Annotated in this window: 18 protein-coding genes; 12 read left to right on the top strand and 6 right to left on the bottom strand. The window is 47.3% G+C overall.

Going from position 1 to position 18953, the window contains the following annotated elements; all coding sequences use genetic code 11:
- Positions 1-28: 28 nt before the first annotated feature.
- Genes ACN0UY_RS00145 through ACN0UY_RS00130 form a run of 4 tightly spaced genes read left to right on the top strand, consistent with a single transcriptional unit; the run spans position 29 to position 2573 of the window.
- Positions 29-742, top strand: a complete 714-nt coding sequence (locus ACN0UY_RS00145) for a YggS family pyridoxal phosphate-dependent enzyme (protein ID WP_417664828.1) — start codon at positions 29-31, stop codon at positions 740-742.
- Positions 739-1566: a pyrroline-5-carboxylate reductase gene (gene proC / locus ACN0UY_RS00140; protein WP_417664827.1), complete on the top strand. Its 828-nt coding sequence runs from the start codon at positions 739-741 to the stop codon at positions 1564-1566. The genes ACN0UY_RS00145 and proC overlap by 4 nt, the downstream gene beginning before the upstream one ends.
- A 21-nt stretch (positions 1567-1587) precedes the next feature.
- On the top strand, positions 1588-2139 hold the full coding sequence (locus ACN0UY_RS00135) for a YggT family protein (protein ID WP_417664826.1): 552 nt from the start codon (positions 1588-1590) through the stop codon (positions 2137-2139).
- Positions 2136-2573: a DUF4426 domain-containing protein gene (locus ACN0UY_RS00130; RefSeq protein ID WP_417664825.1), complete on the top strand. Its 438-nt coding sequence runs from the start codon at positions 2136-2138 to the stop codon at positions 2571-2573. The genes ACN0UY_RS00135 and ACN0UY_RS00130 overlap by 4 nt, the downstream gene beginning before the upstream one ends.
- Here the strand turns inward: ACN0UY_RS00130 and ACN0UY_RS00125 are convergent.
- Positions 2570-4318, bottom strand: a complete 1749-nt coding sequence (locus tag ACN0UY_RS00125) for a potassium/proton antiporter (RefSeq protein ID WP_417664824.1) — start codon at positions 4316-4318, stop codon at positions 2570-2572. The genes ACN0UY_RS00130 and ACN0UY_RS00125 overlap by 4 nt on opposite strands.
- Positions 4319-4386: 68 nt before the next feature.
- Between ACN0UY_RS00125 and rdgB the strand changes: the two genes are divergently transcribed.
- Both rdgB and hemW read left to right on the top strand, forming a co-directional pair.
- Positions 4387-4986 carry an RdgB/HAM1 family non-canonical purine NTP pyrophosphatase gene (rdgB, locus tag ACN0UY_RS00120; protein WP_417664823.1) on the top strand — a complete coding sequence of 200 codons (600 nt, stop codon included), beginning with the start codon at positions 4387-4389 and terminating at the stop codon, positions 4984-4986.
- A gap of 5 nt (positions 4987-4991) precedes the next feature.
- Positions 4992-6128 (top strand): radical SAM family heme chaperone HemW, encoded by a 1137-nt coding sequence (hemW, locus tag ACN0UY_RS00115; protein WP_417665888.1) that lies wholly within the window; start codon positions 4992-4994, stop codon positions 6126-6128.
- Positions 6129-6134: 6 nt separating this feature from the next.
- Here the strand turns inward: hemW and trmB are convergent, their stop codons facing one another.
- Entirely contained in the window at positions 6135-6851 is a 717-nt protein-coding gene (gene trmB / locus ACN0UY_RS00110) for a tRNA (guanosine(46)-N7)-methyltransferase TrmB (protein ID WP_417664822.1), read from the bottom strand.
- Positions 6852-6976: 125 nt separating this feature from the next.
- Entirely contained in the window at positions 6977-8053 is a 1077-nt protein-coding gene (locus tag ACN0UY_RS00105; RefSeq protein WP_417664821.1) for an OmpA family protein, read from the bottom strand.
- Between the two features lie 139 nt (positions 8054-8192).
- Here ACN0UY_RS00105 and mutY point away from each other — a divergent pair, with 139 nt between their 5' ends.
- The 4 genes from mutY (at position 8193) to ACN0UY_RS00085 (ending at position 12119) form a co-directional block, all read left to right on the top strand.
- Entirely contained in the window at positions 8193-9212 is a 1020-nt protein-coding gene (mutY, locus tag ACN0UY_RS00100) for an A/G-specific adenine glycosylase (RefSeq protein WP_417664820.1), read from the top strand.
- A gap of 81 nt (positions 9213-9293) precedes the next feature.
- Positions 9294-9566 carry an oxidative damage protection protein gene (locus ACN0UY_RS00095; protein WP_417664819.1) on the top strand — a complete coding sequence of 91 codons (273 nt, stop codon included), beginning with the start codon at positions 9294-9296 and terminating at the stop codon, positions 9564-9566.
- Between the two features lie 190 nt (positions 9567-9756).
- On the top strand, positions 9757-10869 hold the full coding sequence (gene proB, locus ACN0UY_RS00090) for a glutamate 5-kinase (protein ID WP_417664818.1): 1113 nt from the start codon (positions 9757-9759) through the stop codon (positions 10867-10869).
- Entirely contained in the window at positions 10866-12119 is a 1254-nt protein-coding gene (locus ACN0UY_RS00085; RefSeq protein ID WP_417664817.1) for a glutamate-5-semialdehyde dehydrogenase, read from the top strand. The genes proB and ACN0UY_RS00085 overlap by 4 nt, the downstream gene beginning before the upstream one ends.
- Here the strand turns inward: ACN0UY_RS00085 and waaA are convergent.
- Positions 12104-14128: a lipid IV(A) 3-deoxy-D-manno-octulosonic acid transferase gene (gene waaA, locus ACN0UY_RS00080; protein ID WP_417664816.1), complete on the bottom strand. Its 2025-nt coding sequence runs from the start codon at positions 14126-14128 to the stop codon at positions 12104-12106. The two genes, ACN0UY_RS00085 and waaA, sit on opposite strands and share 16 nt — an antisense overlap.
- Positions 14129-14134: 6 nt before the next feature.
- Positions 14135-14875, bottom strand: coding sequence for a glycosyltransferase (locus ACN0UY_RS00075; protein WP_417664815.1), 741 nt, complete (start codon positions 14873-14875; stop codon positions 14135-14137).
- 123 nt (positions 14876-14998) lie between these two features.
- Between ACN0UY_RS00075 and ACN0UY_RS00070 the strand changes: the two genes are divergently transcribed.
- Both ACN0UY_RS00070 and ACN0UY_RS00065 read left to right on the top strand, forming a co-directional pair.
- On the top strand, positions 14999-16600 hold the full coding sequence (locus tag ACN0UY_RS00070) for a cryptochrome/photolyase family protein (protein ID WP_417664814.1): 1602 nt from the start codon (positions 14999-15001) through the stop codon (positions 16598-16600).
- A 9-nt stretch (positions 16601-16609) separates the two neighbouring features.
- On the top strand, positions 16610-17143 hold the full coding sequence (locus ACN0UY_RS00065; RefSeq protein WP_417664813.1) for a lipocalin family protein: 534 nt from the start codon (positions 16610-16612) through the stop codon (positions 17141-17143).
- A gap of 3 nt (positions 17144-17146) precedes the next feature.
- Here the strand turns inward: ACN0UY_RS00065 and ACN0UY_RS00060 are convergent, their stop codons facing one another.
- A complete protein-coding gene (locus ACN0UY_RS00060; protein ID WP_417664812.1) occupies positions 17147-18952 on the bottom strand; it encodes a DEAD/DEAH box helicase in 1806 nt (601 codons plus the stop codon).
- Position 18953 lies beyond the last annotated feature (1 nt).

Raw genomic sequence — 18953 nt, 5'->3', positions numbered from 1 at the left:
GCCTCTTGTAAGTGAGTTTTAGCCATTGATGAATAGCATAGCTGAACGCATAAAAGAAGTCCGCAATGAAATTGCTCAGGTGTGTAGCGCACATAAACGCAGCGCGCAGAGTGTGCAATTAATTGCGGTGAGCAAAACAAAACCCGCAGCAGACATTGTCGCAGCCTACACTGCAGGACAACGTGACTTCGGCGAAAATTATGTTCAAGAGGCGATTGCAAAAATTGTGCAATTGTCTGATTACCCGATTACCTGGCACTTTATTGGGCCCATTCAATCGAATAAAACCCGTGATATCGCACAATATTTTGATTGGGTGCACAGCATTGATCGAGAAAAAATAGCTCGCCGATTAGCGCAACAACGCTCCGATGAGCAGGGCCCACTCAACGTGTTAATTCAAATTAATATCGATGACGAGACGTCAAAAGCGGGAATAGCGCCAGCTCAAATGCTAGAGCTCGCGGCCGTCATCTCAGAATTCCCTCAGTTGCGTTTACGTGGCCTGATGACGATACCTGCCGCAAAGACTGACGCGGCGGCCACCTCGGAAAGCTTCGCTGCCATGCAGCGGTTGTTTTCTGAGTTAAAAGCCCAATATCAACAAGTAGATACATTATCGATGGGGATGAGTGCTGATTGGCAGTACGCGGTCGCGCATGGCGCGACCATGATTCGTATTGGCACGTCGCTATTCGGCGCTCGGCCCCCAAAAAGTGAACAAACAGGAGACCTTACATGACAACATCGCCTCGTAAAATTGCGTTTATCGGTGCGGGAAATATGACTCAAAGCATTGTTGGTGGCATGGTCAAGAGTGGCTACCCCAGCGACCTTATTTACGTCAGCAACCCAAGCCCCGCTAAACTGGACAAGATGCGCGACACGTTGCATGTACACACCAGCCAAGATAATGCTGAAGTTGCAAATGCTGCAGACGTTATCGTGCTTTCTGTTAAGCCGCAGCTTATGGCCGATGTTTGCGCAGCCCTAACAGAACAGGTTGCCAACTTAAGTGAAAAACTCATCGTGACTATCGCTGCAGGTATTCGAATTGAGAAATACCGTCAGTATCTTGGCAATTCAATTCGTATGATTCGTGTTATGCCAAATACACCGTCACTTGTCGGTCAAGGAATGTCTGGACTAGTCGCTGATGACAGGGTTAATGACGATGACAAAGCCTATATCACTGAGGCTTTCGATGGTGTTGGCGCAACTTTGTGGGTCGCCGATGAAGATGAACTGGATATTTTAGGTGCTGTTGCTGGCAGCGGCCCTGCATATTTCTTTGAATTCATGGCCAGCTTGCAAAAAGCCGCCACCGCGCTAGGCTTTGACCGAGAGAAAGCTCGTCTGATGGTGCAACAAACCGCCTTAGGCGCCGCTGAAATGGCGATAGCAAGCGAACTCGAATTGGAAGACTTACGTAAACAAGTGACCAGCAAAGGCGGCTCAACGGCGAAAGGCGTTGAAGTCTATCAAGGCGCTGACATTGACGATATATCTGCCAAAGCGGTGAAAGCGGCGGTAAAACGCAATCAAGAAATGGCAGAACTGTTTTAATTAACTATTTAGAGAACCACTATGGATGCTTTTCGCTTTTTGGTTGAAATTGTATTCGACCTGTTTTTAATCGTTGTCTTGTTGCGTGTTTGGATGCAAGCAGCTCGTGCAGACTTTTTTAATCCCATGAGCCAGTTTGTGGTTAAAGTTACGAACCCGCTGGTACAACCGCTTCGGCGTCTGTTGCCGATGGCCGGCAACTGGGACATCGCCACGATGCTGCTGGCTTACCTAGTCGGCATCGGAAAAATACTGGTTCTTTCCAGCATGAGTGCGGGTATGACGCCAATGCTGACAGATACTCTGATGATGGGCTTAGCTGTCGTGTTATTTCAGTTTTTATCGCTACTGTTCTGGCTAACTATTATCATGGCGATTATGAGTTGGTTTAATCGCGGGTATCATCCGATGATGGCTATTTTAGGCCAATTGACCGAACCGTTTTTGGCGCCAATACGGCGTATTATCCCCCCGATTGGCGGGCTTGACCTTTCTGTGCTAGTTCTTATTGTTGCAATTCAGTTTGCGCGGATTTTACTCAATAATCTACTTAGTTTAGGTATGGGGATATGAAACACTTACTTGTTGGGGCTTTAACCGTTATCAGCATGCTTATTTTCCCAAGCTCCGCGTTAGCCGAGCAAAGTAAGCGCATCGGGCCCTGGGAAGTTCACTATAATGCGTTCAACTCCACCTTGCTGCGGCCGGAAATGGCTCAGCAATACCAGTTATCACGCAGTGAAACGTTAGCTACACTCAATATTTCAGTACTCGATGCCACAAAGGCTGGCAAACCGGCTCAGCAAGTCAATTTAAGTGGCTACGTGATGAATCCTCTGAGTCAGCAACAGCGTCTCGAGTTTCGCGAGGTCGTTGAAGGCGATGCGGTTTATTATCTGGCGCAGACGCGTTTTTCAAATTTAGAAACCTTGCGGTTTTTCATTACGATCAAACAAGGCGAGCAAACGCATGAATTGCGTTTTCATAAAGAGTTTTGGGTCAACTAACGGTTGACCCTGTCCTCGAGTAGCTTTACACCCACTTGACGGATATAACCTTCATCGGTGACTTCTCGGACCGTAAGCCTGACAGAGCCCAACTGAAGATGATCACCGACCACCACGCGTCGGTGAAACTTCTGGGTGAAATAATCATGCAAGGACATCGTCATAATCCCCGAATCCAATTCTCCGACGGGATAGAACCCCGCCACGTCTTGTATGAGCAAATCACCACGTAAGCTAAAGTCACCAAAGAATTGACTGGTTTGCAGTTCAGTTTGCTTACCGCCCGCTGACAATACACGGCTAATTGCATCAACATGCTCCAGCTTGGCGACAACCAATACGGTGTCACCTTCACAGAGGCGCGGCTTGCTCAAAGGTAACAGCCACTCGCCCCGGCGAATTACACCGACAAATTCAACTGCAACATCCCAACGTAATTCATTCCAATAGTGGTCGCAGGCTGGCGAGCGCTCGGTAACCTGATAGGCCCACAGCTCCATAGGGTCGTTACTGCCCACCCGATCTAACGGCATCCGCCTGTCAGGTTCTGCCGGTGCCGGAACTTCTAAACCTAACCAACGCGCCATAGGAGCAAGCGACCAGCCCTGCACAATAAGGGATACCATGACCACCATAAACGCAATATCAAAGTACAATTCTTCATTGGGAACACCGGTTAACCAGGGGTACAACGCCAAAATAATAGGTACTGCACCACGCAACCCTACCCAGCTTATAAAAACTTGCTCACGCCATGGGAAGGAAAAAGGAATCAAACTGGTAATAACCGCCAGCGGCCGCGCAACGAAAATCATCAATACCGCAACCGAAAGTGATAACGCCCAATGTTCAACTAAGTGAGATGGGGTAACCAGCAACCCGAGTATCAGGAACATCATGATTTGGCTTAGCCACGCTAAACCGTCCTGCACTTGCAAGATATGAGGCAGTTGTGGCAAGCGGGAATTGCCAATTTTATAACCCATCAAATAAACCGCGAGATAGCCACTTCCTCCAATACCACTGGTGATAGAGAAGATAACGACAGCCGTTGCAGCGGCCAATAACGGAAAGAACGAAAATTGCACCGATATTTTTTGAGCCATCCAGACAAAAAAGCGTCCACCAACCCAACCAGCAAGATAGCCTAGCGCAAGTTGCTGAAGAATATCGACGGTCATCCAACCCCACGAGAAACTCTCCGCCGCCGCTATCATTGAGGTTAGCGTCATTGTAAGAATAATGGCCATGGGGTCGTTGGTGCCTGACTCAATTTCTAATGTTGAGGCTACCCGCTGTTTTATTTTTAAATTTTGAGATTGGAAAATACTGAAAACCGCGGCCGCATCGGTTGAACTTAGAATTGCGCCAATTAATAAAGCAGTAGGCCACGGTAAATCAAACAACCACACAACACCTGCTGCAGTTAATGCACAGGTAAGCGCGACGCCCACGGTTGCTAAGCTAATTGCTGGCCATAGAGCTACACGAAAGCGCTCTTTGTGGGTACGCATACCGCCATCAAAAAGAATAATAACGAGTGCTAATGAGCCAATGAAAAATGCTAACTCAGGATTACTAAACTCAATGCCAAGCAAGCCCTCTTCGCCGGCTAACATACCGACAATCAAGAAGGTTAGTAGCAGCGGTGCGCCAAGTCGATTCGACACAACAGCAGCTAAAATGCTGATGAGCAATAACGAGCCCATTAAAAGCATGATTCCAGTAATGCTGGTCAAAAACATCTCTCCTTGGTGACATAGGCAATGCCCCGTATAATAACAGGCAAATATCGAAAACGGGTGAAAAGTTCATGCACGAATTAGTCTTAGCGACCGGTAACAAAGGTAAAGTTTCTGAGCTAGAAGGGTTACTTACCCCTTTAGGATGGCATGTTCGTCCGCAGTCGGAGTGGTCATTTGAAGAAGCCGAGGAGACCGGACTAACCTTCGTAGAAAATGCGATTCTTAAAGCTCGTCACGCGGCCGCACAAACCGGCTTGCCCGCTTTAGCTGATGATTCTGGCCTTGCTGTTGATGCTTTGAACGGTGCACCCGGAATCTACTCAGCGCGCTATGCCGGCATCGGATGCAGCGACGCGGATAACATCGAAAAACTGCTGGCCGCCATGGCCGGAATACCTGATACACAGCGCCAAGCTAGCTTTCACTGTGTTCTAGCCTACCTTCGTGAACCCAATGACCCAACCCCAATTATCTGTCACGGACGCTGGGATGGCTATATTACCCAGGTCCCGCAGGGGAATCAGGGATTCGGCTACGATCCCGTGTTCTGGGTTCCTAGCGAACACTGCAGTGCCGCACAATTGTCGCGTGAACAAAAACAGGAACTCAGTCATCGTGGGCAGGCGCTAAAACAGCTGGTGGACATGCTCCAACAGGCTCGCACATGAGTCGATTGCAACTTCCGCCACTTTCCTTATATGTTCATGTACCTTGGTGTATTCAAAAATGTCCGTACTGTGATTTTAATTCACATGCCTTGAAGCACGATATTCCGGAAGCGGAATATGTCGGCCGTTTGCTCGATGATCTCCGCGCTGACCTAAGCTGGGTTCAAAACCGAGAATTAACCAGTATTTTTATCGGCGGCGGTACTCCAAGTCTGTTTTCAGCGGTAAGCATTGCCAAATTGCTGACTGGTATCGGCAAACTTATCCCGCTGAGTCCCAATTGTGAAATAACGCTTGAGGCCAATCCGGGCACCTTCGAAACCGAGCGCTTTTCTGGATTTGTTGATGCTGGCGTGACGCGCCTTTCCATTGGCGTGCAGAGCTTGCACAACGAGCAGTTGAAGGCTTTGGGGCGGATACACGACCCCGAGCAAGCTAAACAAGCTGCTGCACACGCGGCCAAATTGCCGTTGAAAAGCTTTAACCTTGATTTAATGCACGGATTACCTGGGCAAACAATTGATCAAGCTATGGCTGATTTAGACGGGATTATAGCGCTGGCCCCACCACATATTTCTTGGTATCAATTAACCATTGAGCCGAATACGGCTTTCGCCAGTCGGCCACCGAAGTTGCCTGACGATGATGTTTTGTGGGACATTCAAGAGCTCGGTCACGCGAAATTAGCTGCCGCTGGCTACCAGCAATACGAAGTGAGTGCTTACGCGAAACCTCAGCATCAAAGTCAGCACAACCGAAATTATTGGACCTTTGGCGACTATTTAGGGATAGGCTGCGGCGCTCACAGTAAAATCACCCTTCCCACAGAAAATAAAATCATTCGATGTGAGAAGATAAAACATCCTCAAGGCTATTTAGATCTCACTAAACCACTTCGCTATCGGCAGTGGGATGTTGCTGCAGAAGAGTTAACCTTTGAGTTCTTTATGAACTACTTTAGACTTTATGAGCCGGTTTCTAAATTAGAATTTGAAGCCCGAACTGGCCTCCACTCATCTGGGGCTGACCGTCTGCTTCAACAAGCAATTGAAAAGAACTTGGTGGTCGATAACGGCGACGCCTGGGAAACCACAAACCTAGGGCGCCGTTACCTGAATTCAGTATTGGATATGCTTATCTAACAGCAGTTAGGCAATGCGCTCGAACTTCAAATCCCATACTCCGTGCCCGAGTCGCTCGCCACGTTGTTCGAACTTGGTTAGCGGACGTTCCTCTGGACGAGGCACGTAGGTATTGTCAGCAGACAGGTTGCGCCATTGGGGTGCAGCCTGCATCACCTCGAGCATGTGCTCGGCATAATTTTGCCAGTCTGTTGCTAAGTGCAACACACCACCGATAGCTAGTTTCTTTCGCAATAAATCAACGAACTCGGGCTGAATCAAGCGGCGCTTGTGATGACGTTTTTTATGCCATGGGTCTGGAAAAAACACTTGCACTGTGGCCAAGCTTCCGTCTGCAATACAGTCGGCCAAAACCTCAACTGCATCATGCTCGTAAACCCGTAAGTTGCTGACCTCAGCTGCTTCCGCTTCCAGCAAACAAGCACCAACACCAGGCCGATGAACCTCAATACCGATAAAGTTTTTCTCGGGTGCGGCCTTAGCCATGGCAACCAAAGAACGCCCCATACCGAAACCGATTTCTAATACGGTTGGAGCTTCACGACCAAACACCTCAGTCAAGTTCAGTAAACCTTGATTGTGGGTAAGCCCCATCGTTGGCCAGCTTCTTTCTAACGCTGCAGCTTGGCCCTTTGTTAATCGCCCCTCACGCTTAACGAAGCTGCGCACTTTGCGTATGTATTTACCCTCAGCTTGGGCTTTTTCAAGATTATCGGAGCTCATGAGGCCTCTATTTAGTTACGCGACTTAAGTTAGTTTTACGATTTAAATTTTTGCCGCGCTCATTATGCAAAAAGGCGCACCAAACGCAAGTTTGGCACGCCTTTTATATTCGAGCTACTGGCAAGTTAGTCTTGAACTGGAACCTGCTTAGTAACTGACATAACAGCTTCAATGCGGCGGTTCTTCGCACGGTTTTCAGCTGAGTTGTTCGGGTACTTCGGACGGCTTTCACCGTAACCAACCGTGGTTACGCGAGAAGCTGCAATACCGAAATCATTGATTAAGCTATTCCCTACAGCATTAGCGCGACGATCAGACAACTGCTGGTTATAAGTTGCAGCACCAGTATCATCGGTGTGCCCTTCAATAACCACGTTAAGTTGCGGATATTCTTTTAAGAATTCAGCAGTGTCACGAATGTCCGAAGTTTGCGCAGAAGAAATTTCCGCTGAGTTCAATGCAAAGGTAACTGTTAATTCGCGAGTTACTGTCTCATTTGCGTACATAACACAGCCTTCCGCGTCAACTTTGAAGCCAGCTTGAGTGTTCGGACACTTGTCTTTATCATCCATCACTCCATCACCGTCTGAATCCTTCATTACAGGGGCTACAGGCTGCGGTTCTGGGGCCGGAGTCGGCTCAGGTTTGGTGTAAGTCGGTTCTTGACTACCACCAAAATAATAGCGCAGCCCGGTCATGAACATAAATTCAGTCAAGTCACCATCATTCTGCTGCACAGCACCCTCTAAGGTAAGTGCCCAATTGTCGTTTATATACTGCTTATAACCAGCACCTACACGCACAAATTGGTTGCTGATATCACTAAACTCTGTTGAGTTGATACCAATCGAGCCAAATACATTAGGTGAAAAGTTGTAAATAATATCCATACCAAAGGCAGCACCACTTGAACTATCGTTCGAAGTTTCTAAGTCACCACGTAAATAATCGTAGTAAACACGGTAACCCCATTCAGGAGTAAACTGATAACCACCTTCAATGCCGCCAAATAAACTGTCAAAACCACCACCAAACGATTGAACTTGGTTGTTTTCAATAACGCGACGGTCTGAGTCTGTTCCGAATAAGCCAATTCTTGGCCCAATATAGATGCTACCTGCCTCATCACCTGAGAAAGCCATTGCTGGCGCCGCAACAATCGCCGAAAGTACTGCTGCAGATACTATTGATAACCGTTTCATGAGATGCTCCTTTTATGTTCTCATAGGTCAATTTCAAATTATTGGGATTATTATAGGGTAAAATGAAAAAAAATGCCTGTAATGACACAACTTTACGATTTATTTTCTATTTTTTTAACATGGCGTTTACGTAAATTTCATGATTAATAAGACTTCCCAAGACGCGATCATTCCGCTACGGCCAGAAGAATTTGCAAACACCATTATTTCTTGGCAATACCAACATGGTCGCAATACCTTGCCGTGGCAGCGCGAGGCTTCGCCCTACCATGTATTGGTAAGCGAGCTGATGCTGCAACAAACGCAAGTAAGCACAGTCATTCCCTACTTTGAACGCTGGATTAGGGTTTTTCCTGATCTAGCCACACTGGCACAGGCTTCCGAAGATGAAGTTTTGGCCCAGTGGCAAGGGCTTGGTTATTACTCACGTGCAAGAAACTTACACAAGGCGGCTAGTTACGTCGTGACAGAACTCAACGGACAGTTACCTGCCACGCCGGAGTCTTTGCGAGAAGTTCCTGGGGTTGGCCCCTATACTGCAGGTGCAATAACCGCATTTGCTTTTGATAAGCCTGCAGCCATTGTCGATGGCAATGTAAAACGCCTCTTTTGTCGCTATTTTGGCATCGAAGGCGATCCAAGCAGCAGTGCGATAAACCGCCAGATATGGACAAAAGCTGAAGAATACAAACCTCACAGCAAAAACCGACAGTACGCTCAAGCGCTATTGGACCTCGGCGCAACAATTTGTACTCCACGCAATCCGAAGTGTGAACTGTGCCCGCTACATGCGTCCTGTAATGCCTTAGCGACTAATCGAGTCAGCCTGCTACCGCAAAAGCGAGCTAAGCGTACATTACCCACAAAAGATGGATGCTTTGCTCTTGACGTCAATGCCAACGGTGTCATCTTGGTGCAGCGTTCTGCAAACGGCATATGGCCGCGGCTATGGTGCCTTCCTGAGCTTTCGGAAGTGCCACCCAAAGCGCAGGTACATGGTAGCTTTAAACATGTGTTTTCTCATTACCGCTTAAACGCTACCGTCATCAATTATACCCATCCGGATGCTAAAACCCGTATCCCACTCGATGCTCTAGCACAATATGGACTGCCGGCACCTATCCGCAAATATATTCATACACACGTTCTAGAAAATTAATCTTTTGGATACCGACAAGGTTTGCAATAGCGTGATTATGCAACGTAAAATGGCTGTAACTTAAACCGACATGAGGTTGTCATGAGTCGTACTGTATTTTGCGAATACCTAAAAAAAGAAGCTGAAGGCCTAGATTTTCAGCTTTACCCGGGTGAACTGGGCGAAAAGATTTTTCAGAGCATATCAAAGCAAGCGTGGGCTGAGTGGCAGAAGAAACAAACCATGCTCATCAATGAAAAGCGGCTAAATTTAATGGACCCAAATGCACGCAGCTTTTTAGAAGAGCAAATGCGAGCCTTTCTGTTTGAAGGCAAAGACGTTGACATTGAAGGCTATACCCCACCAAGCCAATAAAACTCCTATAAAGCCCCGCAAATCGGGGCTTTTTGCTATTCAAAACTCGTAAACTTCAAGCCTTGTTCTAGCCCCATTCTCTAGTTTTATGGGCTTTATAGCGGGCATAATTGTGGTTTATCGACCCAAGCTAGAGAAACCCCCTCAAATCTGTTAGACTACATATGAATTTTTTCAAGAGGGAGTAGTTATGGAGATGCCTTCCTGGCGACGCGCTGTACTTAAAGTAGGCAGTGCATTAATCGCGCCAGACGACGCAGGAACGAGCAGTAAATATTTATTAGCCATAGCTCGATTTATTATCGAGTGCCATGAACGTGGTCAAGAGATAGTTCTTGTCTCATCAGGCAGCGCTGCTGCAGGCCGGAAGCATATCAGCTATGACGGTGATAAGCTGCCAGTTACCATAAAAAAGGCAATGGCCGCTGTTGGGCAAACCGACATGATGGCAAATTGGTCGCGATTCTTTGACTTTTCATGTGCTCAAGTATTGTTGACACACGGTGACTTGCGCGACCGCGCTCGCTACGTAAGTGTTCGAAACACCTTACGCACATTGTTAGAACACAATGTATTACCTATCGTAAATGAAAATGACGCACTTGCCACCGACGAAATGAAAGTGGGTGACAACGATAATTTGGCAGCCATGGTCGCAACTTTAGTTGATGCTGACGCGCTGATTATCTGCTCCGATATTGACGGTCTTTTCGATGCCGACCCACGGGTTAAACCTGATGCTAAAAAGATTCCAGTAGTCGATGAGATTACTGAAGAAATTTTCGCACTCGCTGGTGGAACAACAAATAAAATTGCGACCGGCGGCATGCGCACCAAGATTGAGGCAGCCGAGAAAGCGACCTCCCATGGTATCGACACCTATATAGTGAACGGCCGCAAAGGTGCCACGTTTGAGCATTTGCTCCGCGGCAACAACCCAGGCACGTTATTTAAGCGTCAGCAAGATCCAATGAGTAATAAGAAACATTGGCTTCGTCATACATTAATTTCTCAAGGTGAGTTAGTTATCGATGATATCTCAGCCGATGCACTTAATCGCGGCGAGTCGCTAACAATTAGCGGCATTATAGATGTTCAAGGCGACTTTAACCGTGGCGATGCAGTTGTAATTCGCAGTGCAAGTAACGCAGAAGCTATTGGCAAAGGCATTTGCCAATACAGTTCACACGAGTTGATGCATATCAAAGGGCAAGAAGTCAGCGATATCGCTGAAGCTTACGGCTACAGCCCTATCTCAGAAGTGATTGAGAGCAACGATTTAATGATTCTGGAGGACGAATGAGTAACCAGTTAGCAGAACAAATTTCAAAACGCGCCGCTGTTGCGGCACGCGCAGTCGCAAACTTATCTGAAGCGAAAAAGAATCAGGTACTGCAACGCATGGCAGATGCCATTCGCGACATGCAAAGCGATATCCTAGAAGTTAACGAAAAAGACATGGCTGCAGGCCGTGATAAAGGCCTTTCTGAGGCGATGCTCGACCGTTTGCAATTGAACCCTGAGCGCGTTGAAGGCATGGCAACAGCGATTGAAGAAATTATCGAACTGGCCGACCCTGTTGGCGAGCGTACGCCTTTTGTGACACGCCCGAATGGTATTCAAGTGGACAAGATGAGAATTCCACTCGGTGTAATTTGTATGATTTACGAAGCGCGACCAAATGTAACAGCCGATGCCGGTGCGTTATGTTTCAAATCGGGTAATGCAGTTATCCTGCGCTGTGGCCGTGAAGCGATTGAAACCAGCAAAGCCATTGCCAAAGCATTACATAAGGCGCTGCATGATAGTGACTTACCGGAAGACGTTATCACTGTCGTGCCAAGCCCAGATCGTGAACTGATGACCGAACTACTAAAACAAGACAAATACATTGATTTGGTTATTCCACGCGGCGGTGAAGGCCTCATCCACTTTGTCAGTGATAACAGCAAGATCCCTGTTATTCAGCATTACAAAGGCGTTTGCCATTTGTACGTGGACAAAGATGCCGATCAAGAAAAAGCACTAAACATTTTATTGAATGGTAAAACACAACGCACTGGCGTCTGCAACGCTCTGGAAGGTTTGGTCGTGCATCAAGAAATTGCAACGAGCTTTCTACCAAAAGCCGCTGCAGCATTAGCTGAAAAGAATGTAATTATTCACGCTGACGCAGCTTCAGCTGAATACTTTGAAGATGCCGATGTGATTGCCGACGATGCCTACGGTGAAGAGTATCTCGCGCTGGAAATCGCTGTTCGTACAGTTCCTGATTTTGATGCAGCTCTGGATCATATCCACACCTTCGGCAGTGGTCACACGGAAGTAATTGTGACTGAAAACCAAGCCGCAGCAGACCGTTTCATCCGCGAAATTGACTCGGCTGTAACCATGGCAAATACCTCTTCACGATTTAGTGATGGTGGTCAGCTTGGTTTAGGTGCTGAAATTGGTATCTCTACCAGCAAGTTGCACGCTTATGGCCCAATGGGCTTGCAAGCGCTAACAACTGAAAAATTCGTGGTTACCGGTAACGGTCAAATTCGCGAATAGCCGCCAATAAGTTTGGGCCAATCACGTGTTTCATCCCAATGAAATACTTGGTTGGCCTCTGTCGCTTTAGTTAGCTCTTTTCTGAACGAGCGCAGCAATCGCTGTATGTTTTTTTCACGCCAATCGCCTTCTGCTCTTATTTCACATTTATCAAAGTCAACTATCCAAGCCTTACCTGCGTTATCAAGCATCAAGTTATGACAATTTAAATCAGAATGATAAACCTGATGGTTGTGTAATTGCTTTATCACTTGCCCAAGACTTTCCCATTCATGGCTTTCTAACTGTCGTTGTTGGAGCAATTTAAAAGTGTCCTGAGCATTCGGTATAACTTCGACCAAAATGTCTGCGCGATACCCCCATATGGGGGCCTTAACGTACCGGGCTGCTACTGGGCGAGGCACGGGCAGTCCAGCTTCTCGTAACTTAAGCAGCAATGAAAACTCAGCCATTGCTCGGCTACTGACAACAGGCTCGCGTTTGAAGCGGTCCGTATTCACTTTGCCCACTAATCCGCCCCGATAATAATGACGGAGCAATAAACCATGCTCTGCGGCATCAATGAACCACGCAGTGCTGCGTCCGGTAGCAGAGCCTTTAATTTGATTGTGGGCACGCCAATACTCCGGATCAAAATAATCGTTTTTACAATCGCTTAGAACCTCAGGATCGAACCACAAGGTCGTACCGCGAGTTGGTTTTACCGTTTGCATCATAAACATTGTCCTAGAAGTCGCTGCACCTGTACCAGCCGATAACATCCCACAAATGTCCGAAAACACCGCGTTAGTAGCGCCTTGGTCATTGGCAAATTCGTTCGCAGCATTGTTGGCTAACTGCTTACAAAGGGCCGGTTGCTCAAGTAATTGATGCCAACTGCTAGCGAGTTCCGCAGCGTTCGAAACCATAATAACGCCATTGGCTTGCTGCAAGCGATCGTAAATGTCCTGAAAATTGAATATATGACGACCTGAAATAACCGGGGTTTGGGTTGCAACCGGTTCCAACGGGTTGTGTCCGCCGCGCTCGATTAAGCTTCCGCCAACAAAAGCAACGTCGGCGAGCGCGTACCACAGCAGTAGCTCACCCATGCTATCACCTAAATATACCTGACTTTGGCTAGATATTTTCTCGCCGGTGCTGCGCCGAACATAAGTAAAACCTGCTTTAGAGATAGCTTCAGCCACGGCTTCGAAACGTTCTGGATGGCGTGGAACCAATATAAGTAACGCGGAGGAGTGATGTTTTTGCAGTTTTCGAAACGCGCTTAAAACTTGCTCATCCTCGCCGTCGTGCGTGCTCGCGGCTACTAAAACTGGCCTATTGAGTTCTTGGCGCAAGCGTTCAGCTTCAGCCTTTATCTCATGTGAAACTTGAAAATCGTGCTTTAAGTTCCCTCTCACCACAACCCGTTCGCTAGACATACCCAGCTCGATAAAACGCGTTAGAGTAGCTTGGGTTTGCGCCGCAATCGCACTCACTGCAGGCCAGATTGGCCCAACGAGCCAACTGTACTTGCGATAGCTTTTAGCCGAACGCTCCGACAACCGCGCGTTAACCACCATCACTGGAACAGCGCGTTGTTGCGCTTGCTGTAACATACAAGGCCACAATTCAGTTTCTAAGATAACGACCAAGCGTGGCGCGAACCTATCGAAAAAACGACGCATAGAGCCGGGTGTGTCAATCGGTAAGTAAGCATGAAATACGCGATCGCCAAATAGCTTAACAGCCAGTTCAGCCGCAGTGGGAGTCATCGAGGTTAGTGTAACCCCAAGGTGAGGATAGACATTTAATATCTGTTCAATTAAGCCTTTAGCCGCGACAGTTTCACCAACTGAAACGCAGTGGATGATAATGCCATCGCGCGCCTGCACCGGAACATCTTGCAGCGCCAGCCGTTCCGACCAACGCTGCCGATATGCCGGAGCCTTTCGACTGCGCACCCACAAATATATAAATACCAATGGTGTTATGCAGCGAATCAGCAGCCGGTAAGCAAATGTCATCTTCGCTTAACGCCAGTATTCTTTAATCCAAGTGGTTGGCAAAACCTTTCTATACCACTTACCACTGCGCCCTGCCATTGCATCATCAGGATGTGGACGCCCGTGGAATATAATCACTTTTGCACCGGCAGGAATACGCGGCTGTTGAAAAAAGCTAAGCGGGAATGGGCGCAAACAGTGACGCTTAAAGCTACGACACCACTCAGCTGGCCAGTATTTTAACTTGCCTTGGCGTGCGACAAACTGCGTGATAAATTCTTGTTCATTACGCACATCTTTGCGTGAACCTACTGGATCACTTTTCAGGTGTTCCAGAGCATCCACATGGGCGCCAATATTAAATCTGAATACTGATGTGTTGCCGGTTGCGTCGGACTTATCCCATTCTTTGATCACCAAGAACTCGCCTTCAGGTTCAAAGAATTCGTCTAAACTTCCAACAATCACGATATCAAGATCGAGAAAAAGAGTTGGCCCTTGTAAGTCATAAAGCGGATCGGCGAAACAAGTAAGCTTTAGCCAACCATGCGCGAACGTCCATGGTTTACGTTGATCAAAGTCTTCAAAACCAATTTCCGGTATTGGCTTTACTTCAACTTCATCACGAATGCCCTCTGCATCGTCAGTCAAGCACACGAATCGAAACGGCAATGAAATATTGCGACTAACCATCGAATACAATGTATTGACGTAATCCGACCCGTATTTCTTACCCCACTTTATACAAATGATGTTAACTGGCTGCATGATTTTCCTGCCTGACGTTTGCCTTGTTTAATTGCGAGTATAATGCCAAATTTTCAGTGATCTCGCCATGCTAAAACACGTAATATCTTATGATATCCTTATAACTTAGCGCAGTTTTAACATATGACTAGTTTATCTTCAGAACTTGATGGCTGCCTGCTCGACCCAAGCGCGCTTACCTCGAGTTCGTTCGAGCGTATCGCATTGGTATTGGGCGACCAGCTTAACGCCTCACACAGCTGGTATCGTGAAGTCGATCCGCAACGGCTGTTTGTCATTATGGAAGTGCGCCAAGAGACAGATTACGCCACACACCACATTCAGAAAGTAGTCGGCTTTTTTGCGGCAATGCGGCAATTTGCGGCTGCTTTAACCAAAGCGGGCCATCAAGTTCTGTATCTCACCTTAGATTGTTCGGTTAATCAGCAGGACGTATGTAATAACCTAACCCAATTAATTTCCCTTGCACCTAAATTAACCCGTATCGAGCTGCAACAGCCCGATGAATATCGCGTTGACGCCTACCTGCAAGCTTGGGCAGAGCAGCAATCACGTACCGTGACCTGGCATGATACCGAGCACTTTCTGTGCGAAAGAAATGTTCTCAGTGAATGGTTTCCCAACAAACAAAATTTTTTGATGGAAAGCTTTTATCGCCGAGTACGGAAACTTACGGGATACCTGATGGAAAACGGCAAGCCGATTGGGGGGAAATGGAACTTTGATAAGGAAAATCGCAACAAACTGCCGAATAACCATGAAGTTAGCAACACGTTATGCTTTTCTCATGATGTCAGTGCCCTAGTGGATATGATAAAGAAATCAGGCGTTAAGACCATGGGCCAGATTAACTCACGCCAATTTATCTGGCCAACAACTCGGGCCGAATCACGTCAACTCTTAGACTACTTTGCACAAAATCTACTTCCAGAATTTGGTCGCTATCAAGATGCCATGCACACAGACCATTGGTCGCTCTATCACGCCAGGCTATCATTTGCGCTGAATACAAAAATGATTAGCCCTCGCGAGGTTGTAGAGCGTGCAATACATCAATGGCAACATCACCCAGACACCATTAATATTGCCCAAGTCGAAGGCTTTGTTCGGCAAATTATTGGCTGGCGAGAATTTATCCGCGCAATCTACTGGCATCACATGCCCGACTACGCAGAGCTTAATTTCTTTAACAACAAACGGCCACTGCCAGACTTTTACTGGACAGGCGACACACGCATGCAATGCCTTGCAAGTAGTATCAAACAGTCACTCAAATATGCATACGCCCATCACATTCAAAGGCTGATGATAACCGGTAACTTCGCGTTATTGATTGGAGCCGCCCCTGATGCGGTAGATGATTGGTATCTTGGCATCTATATCGATGCTATTGAGTGGGTCGAGCTACCCAACACGCGTGGCATGAGTCAATTCGCCGACGCTGGTATTTTAGCGACGAAACCTTATGTATCCAGCGGCTCTTACATCAATAAAATGTCGAACTATTGTGCCAGCTGCCATTACGATGTGAACCAACGTACTGGAGATAACGCATGCCCGTTCAATAGCCTATACTGGAATTTCATACATCAACATCAACACCAACTTCGCAACAATCCACGTATGGCTTTGATTTTGAATCAATGGCAAAAACGTACTTCAGAACAACAGCAAGAATTAGTGCAACAAGCAAAATTTTACTTGGGCTCTATCAATAATCTATAGGGACTTTATATGAGACATTTTATATCAGCGGTTTTGGCTGGCATGGTACTGATGGGGTGCAGCAGTGCACCAACACCCGTGGCACCGGTCATCAATGACTTTGAAGCCGAACGTTATTTGGGAAAATGGTATGAAATTATCCGATTACCGCACAGCTTTGAGGAAGGATTAGATCAAGTTACAGCCGAGTATCGCCTCAATGCAGATAATACCATTGAAGTTACAAACCGTGGTTACAATGTAGCTGAAGGCAAATGGGAAACAGCGATTGGACATGCCGAGCCGATTGGCTTAGCCATGTACCGTGTTACGTTCTTTTGGCCATTTGATGGTGGTTATTATATTAGCCAGCTGCACGAAGACGCCCGCGGCAACTATCAGGTTTCTGTAGTAACAAGTGACAATCATGATTATTTCTGGTTGCTGTCTCGTTCACCAGATGTGTCAGAGGAAGTTATTGAAGGCGTACTAAAACAAGCAGAGAGTTGGGGATATGATACCAGCCAGATGATTCGGGTAAATCATCTGACTGGTAGTCATTAATACTTACTGCGGACGACGGCTGCGACGCTCGCCTTGACTACGGCCTGGGCGATCGTTGCGACGTTGAGCGCCTTTAAATGCTGGACGTTCACCACCTGGAGGGCGCGGACGACGCGTAATTTGCTCGGTTGGAGCAAGCTCTAAGCCCATCTGTTGCTGACGCACACGAGCGCGTTGCAATACACGAACTACGGCTACCGGCATGCCTTTTGGCAATTCAACCAAGCTATGCGCGTCAAACAATTGGATTTGACCAATAAAGCGACTATCAATATCACCTTCGTTTGCAATTGCACCAACGATGTCTTGTGGACGCGCACCGTGTTCACGGCCTACTTGAATGCGATAGGTATCGAATTCAATATTGGCATCGCGACCACGCTGGCTGCGTTTTTCACGACCGTCACGGCTATCGCTGCGCGCATCACGCTTGTCGCGTGAACGTTCTTCGAATTTACGTGGTGGTGGATCTTCAGAAACAATCAATGGACGCTGCAGATTCTGCTGTGCAAGCAATGCCGCTGCGATTTGGTCTGAATTCAAACCAGTTTCTTCCTGCATTTTTGCGATGATCTCGCTCAATACAGTGAAATTACCACCCGCTACGGTATCAACAATTTGCTGCTGCAATTTCTGTTGACGATGTGCGCTTAGCTCTTTGGCATTCGGTACTTCGAAGCTTTCTATGGTGCCGTTGGTTAAACGCTCATAAGTACGCAGTAAATGTTTTTCTTTACCACGATAAAATAAGATTGCTTCACCACTGCGACCAGCACGGCCAGTACGACCGATGCGATGCACATAGGATTCACTGTCACCCGGCAAATCATAGTTCACCACGTGGGTAATTTCTGGCACGTCAAGACCACGAGCAACAACGTCAGTTGCAACCAAAATCTCAATACGACCACTGCGCAGCTGAGCAACAGTTTGCTCACGTTGCGACTGGTTCAAGTCGCCACTCAATGGTGAGGCCTTGAAACCTGAAGCTTGTAACTGCTCGGTAACGTCCATGGTATCTGAACGTGTACGTACGAAAATCAATACACGTTGATACTCAAGGGTTTCGAGTAAACGGGTTAATGCTTGCATCTTGCTTAAACCGCGAACCAACCATGCGCGTTGACGAATTGTCGCCTGAGCTTTGGTTTGAGCCGCGATTTGGATATTCAATGGTTGCTCACCCGCTTCGTTGACCAAGAAGGTTTTCGCTAATTTGCGAATAACAGGCGGCATAGTTGCTGAAAACAATGCACGTTGAGCGGTTTTTGGAACAGCTTTCATGATTGTTTCGATATCGTCAATAAAGCCCATATTCAGCATTTCATCGGCTTCATCAAGCACAGCAAAACGTAGCGCGCTTAGGTTCAATACACCCTTTTTAAGCAAGTCGAGCAAACGACCTGGGGTACCAACAACCACTTGAGCGCCACCGCGTAATGCTTTGATTTGTGGACCAAATGCAGCGCCGCCATATACTGTAGTCACTTCAAGGCCACGTATTTGGTTAGCAAACTCATTGATCGCTTCCGCAACCTGCATCGCAAGTTCACGTGTTGGCGCAACAACCAATAGTTGAGTGCTACGTTCGTTAGCATCAAGCATGCTTAAGCCTGGCAAACCAAAAGCAGCGGTTTTACCGGTACCGGTTTGCGCTTCGCCGAGCACGTTTTTGCCTTCCATAAGTGCAGGAATAGCCTGCAATTGGATTGGTGTTGGTTGGGTGAAATTCATTTTTTCTAGCTGTTTAAGCACAACAGCGGGCAGGCCCAAATCGGCGAACGATTGGCCAGTCATTACTTCAGACATA

It is taken from the genome of Pseudidiomarina sp. (assembly GCF_048268165.1).
Lineage (GTDB): Bacteria > Pseudomonadota > Gammaproteobacteria > Enterobacterales > Alteromonadaceae > Pseudidiomarina.
Note: the sequence above shows the minus strand (reverse complement) of the source record. Positions and strands in the feature narration are given on the sequence as shown.

What these genes read in the sequence shown, in the direction of transcription:
- ACN0UY_RS00145 (WP_417664828.1), top strand. Translation starts at nt 29, where the DNA reads ATGAATAGCATAGCTGAACGCATAAAAGAAGTCCGCAATGAAATTGCT.
- proC (WP_417664827.1), top strand. Translation starts at nt 739, where the DNA reads ATGACAACATCGCCTCGTAAAATTGCGTTTATCGGTGCGGGAAATATG.
- ACN0UY_RS00135 (WP_417664826.1), top strand. Translation starts at nt 1,588, where the DNA reads ATGGATGCTTTTCGCTTTTTGGTTGAAATTGTATTCGACCTGTTTTTA.
- ACN0UY_RS00130 (WP_417664825.1), top strand. Translation starts at nt 2,136, where the DNA reads ATGAAACACTTACTTGTTGGGGCTTTAACCGTTATCAGCATGCTTATT.
- ACN0UY_RS00125 (WP_417664824.1), bottom strand. Translation starts at nt 4,318, where the DNA reads ATGTTTTTGACCAGCATTACTGGAATCATGCTTTTAATGGGCTCGTTA.
- rdgB (WP_417664823.1), top strand. Translation starts at nt 4,387, where the DNA reads ATGCACGAATTAGTCTTAGCGACCGGTAACAAAGGTAAAGTTTCTGAG.
- trmB (WP_417664822.1), bottom strand. Translation starts at nt 6,851, where the DNA reads ATGAGCTCCGATAATCTTGAAAAAGCCCAAGCTGAGGGTAAATACATA.
- ACN0UY_RS00105 (WP_417664821.1), bottom strand. Translation starts at nt 8,053, where the DNA reads ATGAAACGGTTATCAATAGTATCTGCAGCAGTACTTTCGGCGATTGTT.
- mutY (WP_417664820.1), top strand. Translation starts at nt 8,193, where the DNA reads ATGATTAATAAGACTTCCCAAGACGCGATCATTCCGCTACGGCCAGAA.
- ACN0UY_RS00095 (WP_417664819.1), top strand. Translation starts at nt 9,294, where the DNA reads ATGAGTCGTACTGTATTTTGCGAATACCTAAAAAAAGAAGCTGAAGGC.
- proB (WP_417664818.1), top strand. Translation starts at nt 9,757, where the DNA reads ATGGAGATGCCTTCCTGGCGACGCGCTGTACTTAAAGTAGGCAGTGCA.
- ACN0UY_RS00085 (WP_417664817.1), top strand. Translation starts at nt 10,866, where the DNA reads ATGAGTAACCAGTTAGCAGAACAAATTTCAAAACGCGCCGCTGTTGCG.
- waaA (WP_417664816.1), bottom strand. Translation starts at nt 14,128, where the DNA reads ATGACATTTGCTTACCGGCTGCTGATTCGCTGCATAACACCATTGGTA.
- ACN0UY_RS00075 (WP_417664815.1), bottom strand. Translation starts at nt 14,875, where the DNA reads ATGCAGCCAGTTAACATCATTTGTATAAAGTGGGGTAAGAAATACGGG.
- ACN0UY_RS00070 (WP_417664814.1), top strand. Translation starts at nt 14,999, where the DNA reads ATGACTAGTTTATCTTCAGAACTTGATGGCTGCCTGCTCGACCCAAGC.
- ACN0UY_RS00065 (WP_417664813.1), top strand. Translation starts at nt 16,610, where the DNA reads ATGAGACATTTTATATCAGCGGTTTTGGCTGGCATGGTACTGATGGGG.
- ACN0UY_RS00060 (WP_417664812.1), bottom strand. Translation starts at nt 18,952, where the DNA reads ATGTCTGAAGTAATGACTGGCCAATCGTTCGCCGATTTGGGCCTGCCC.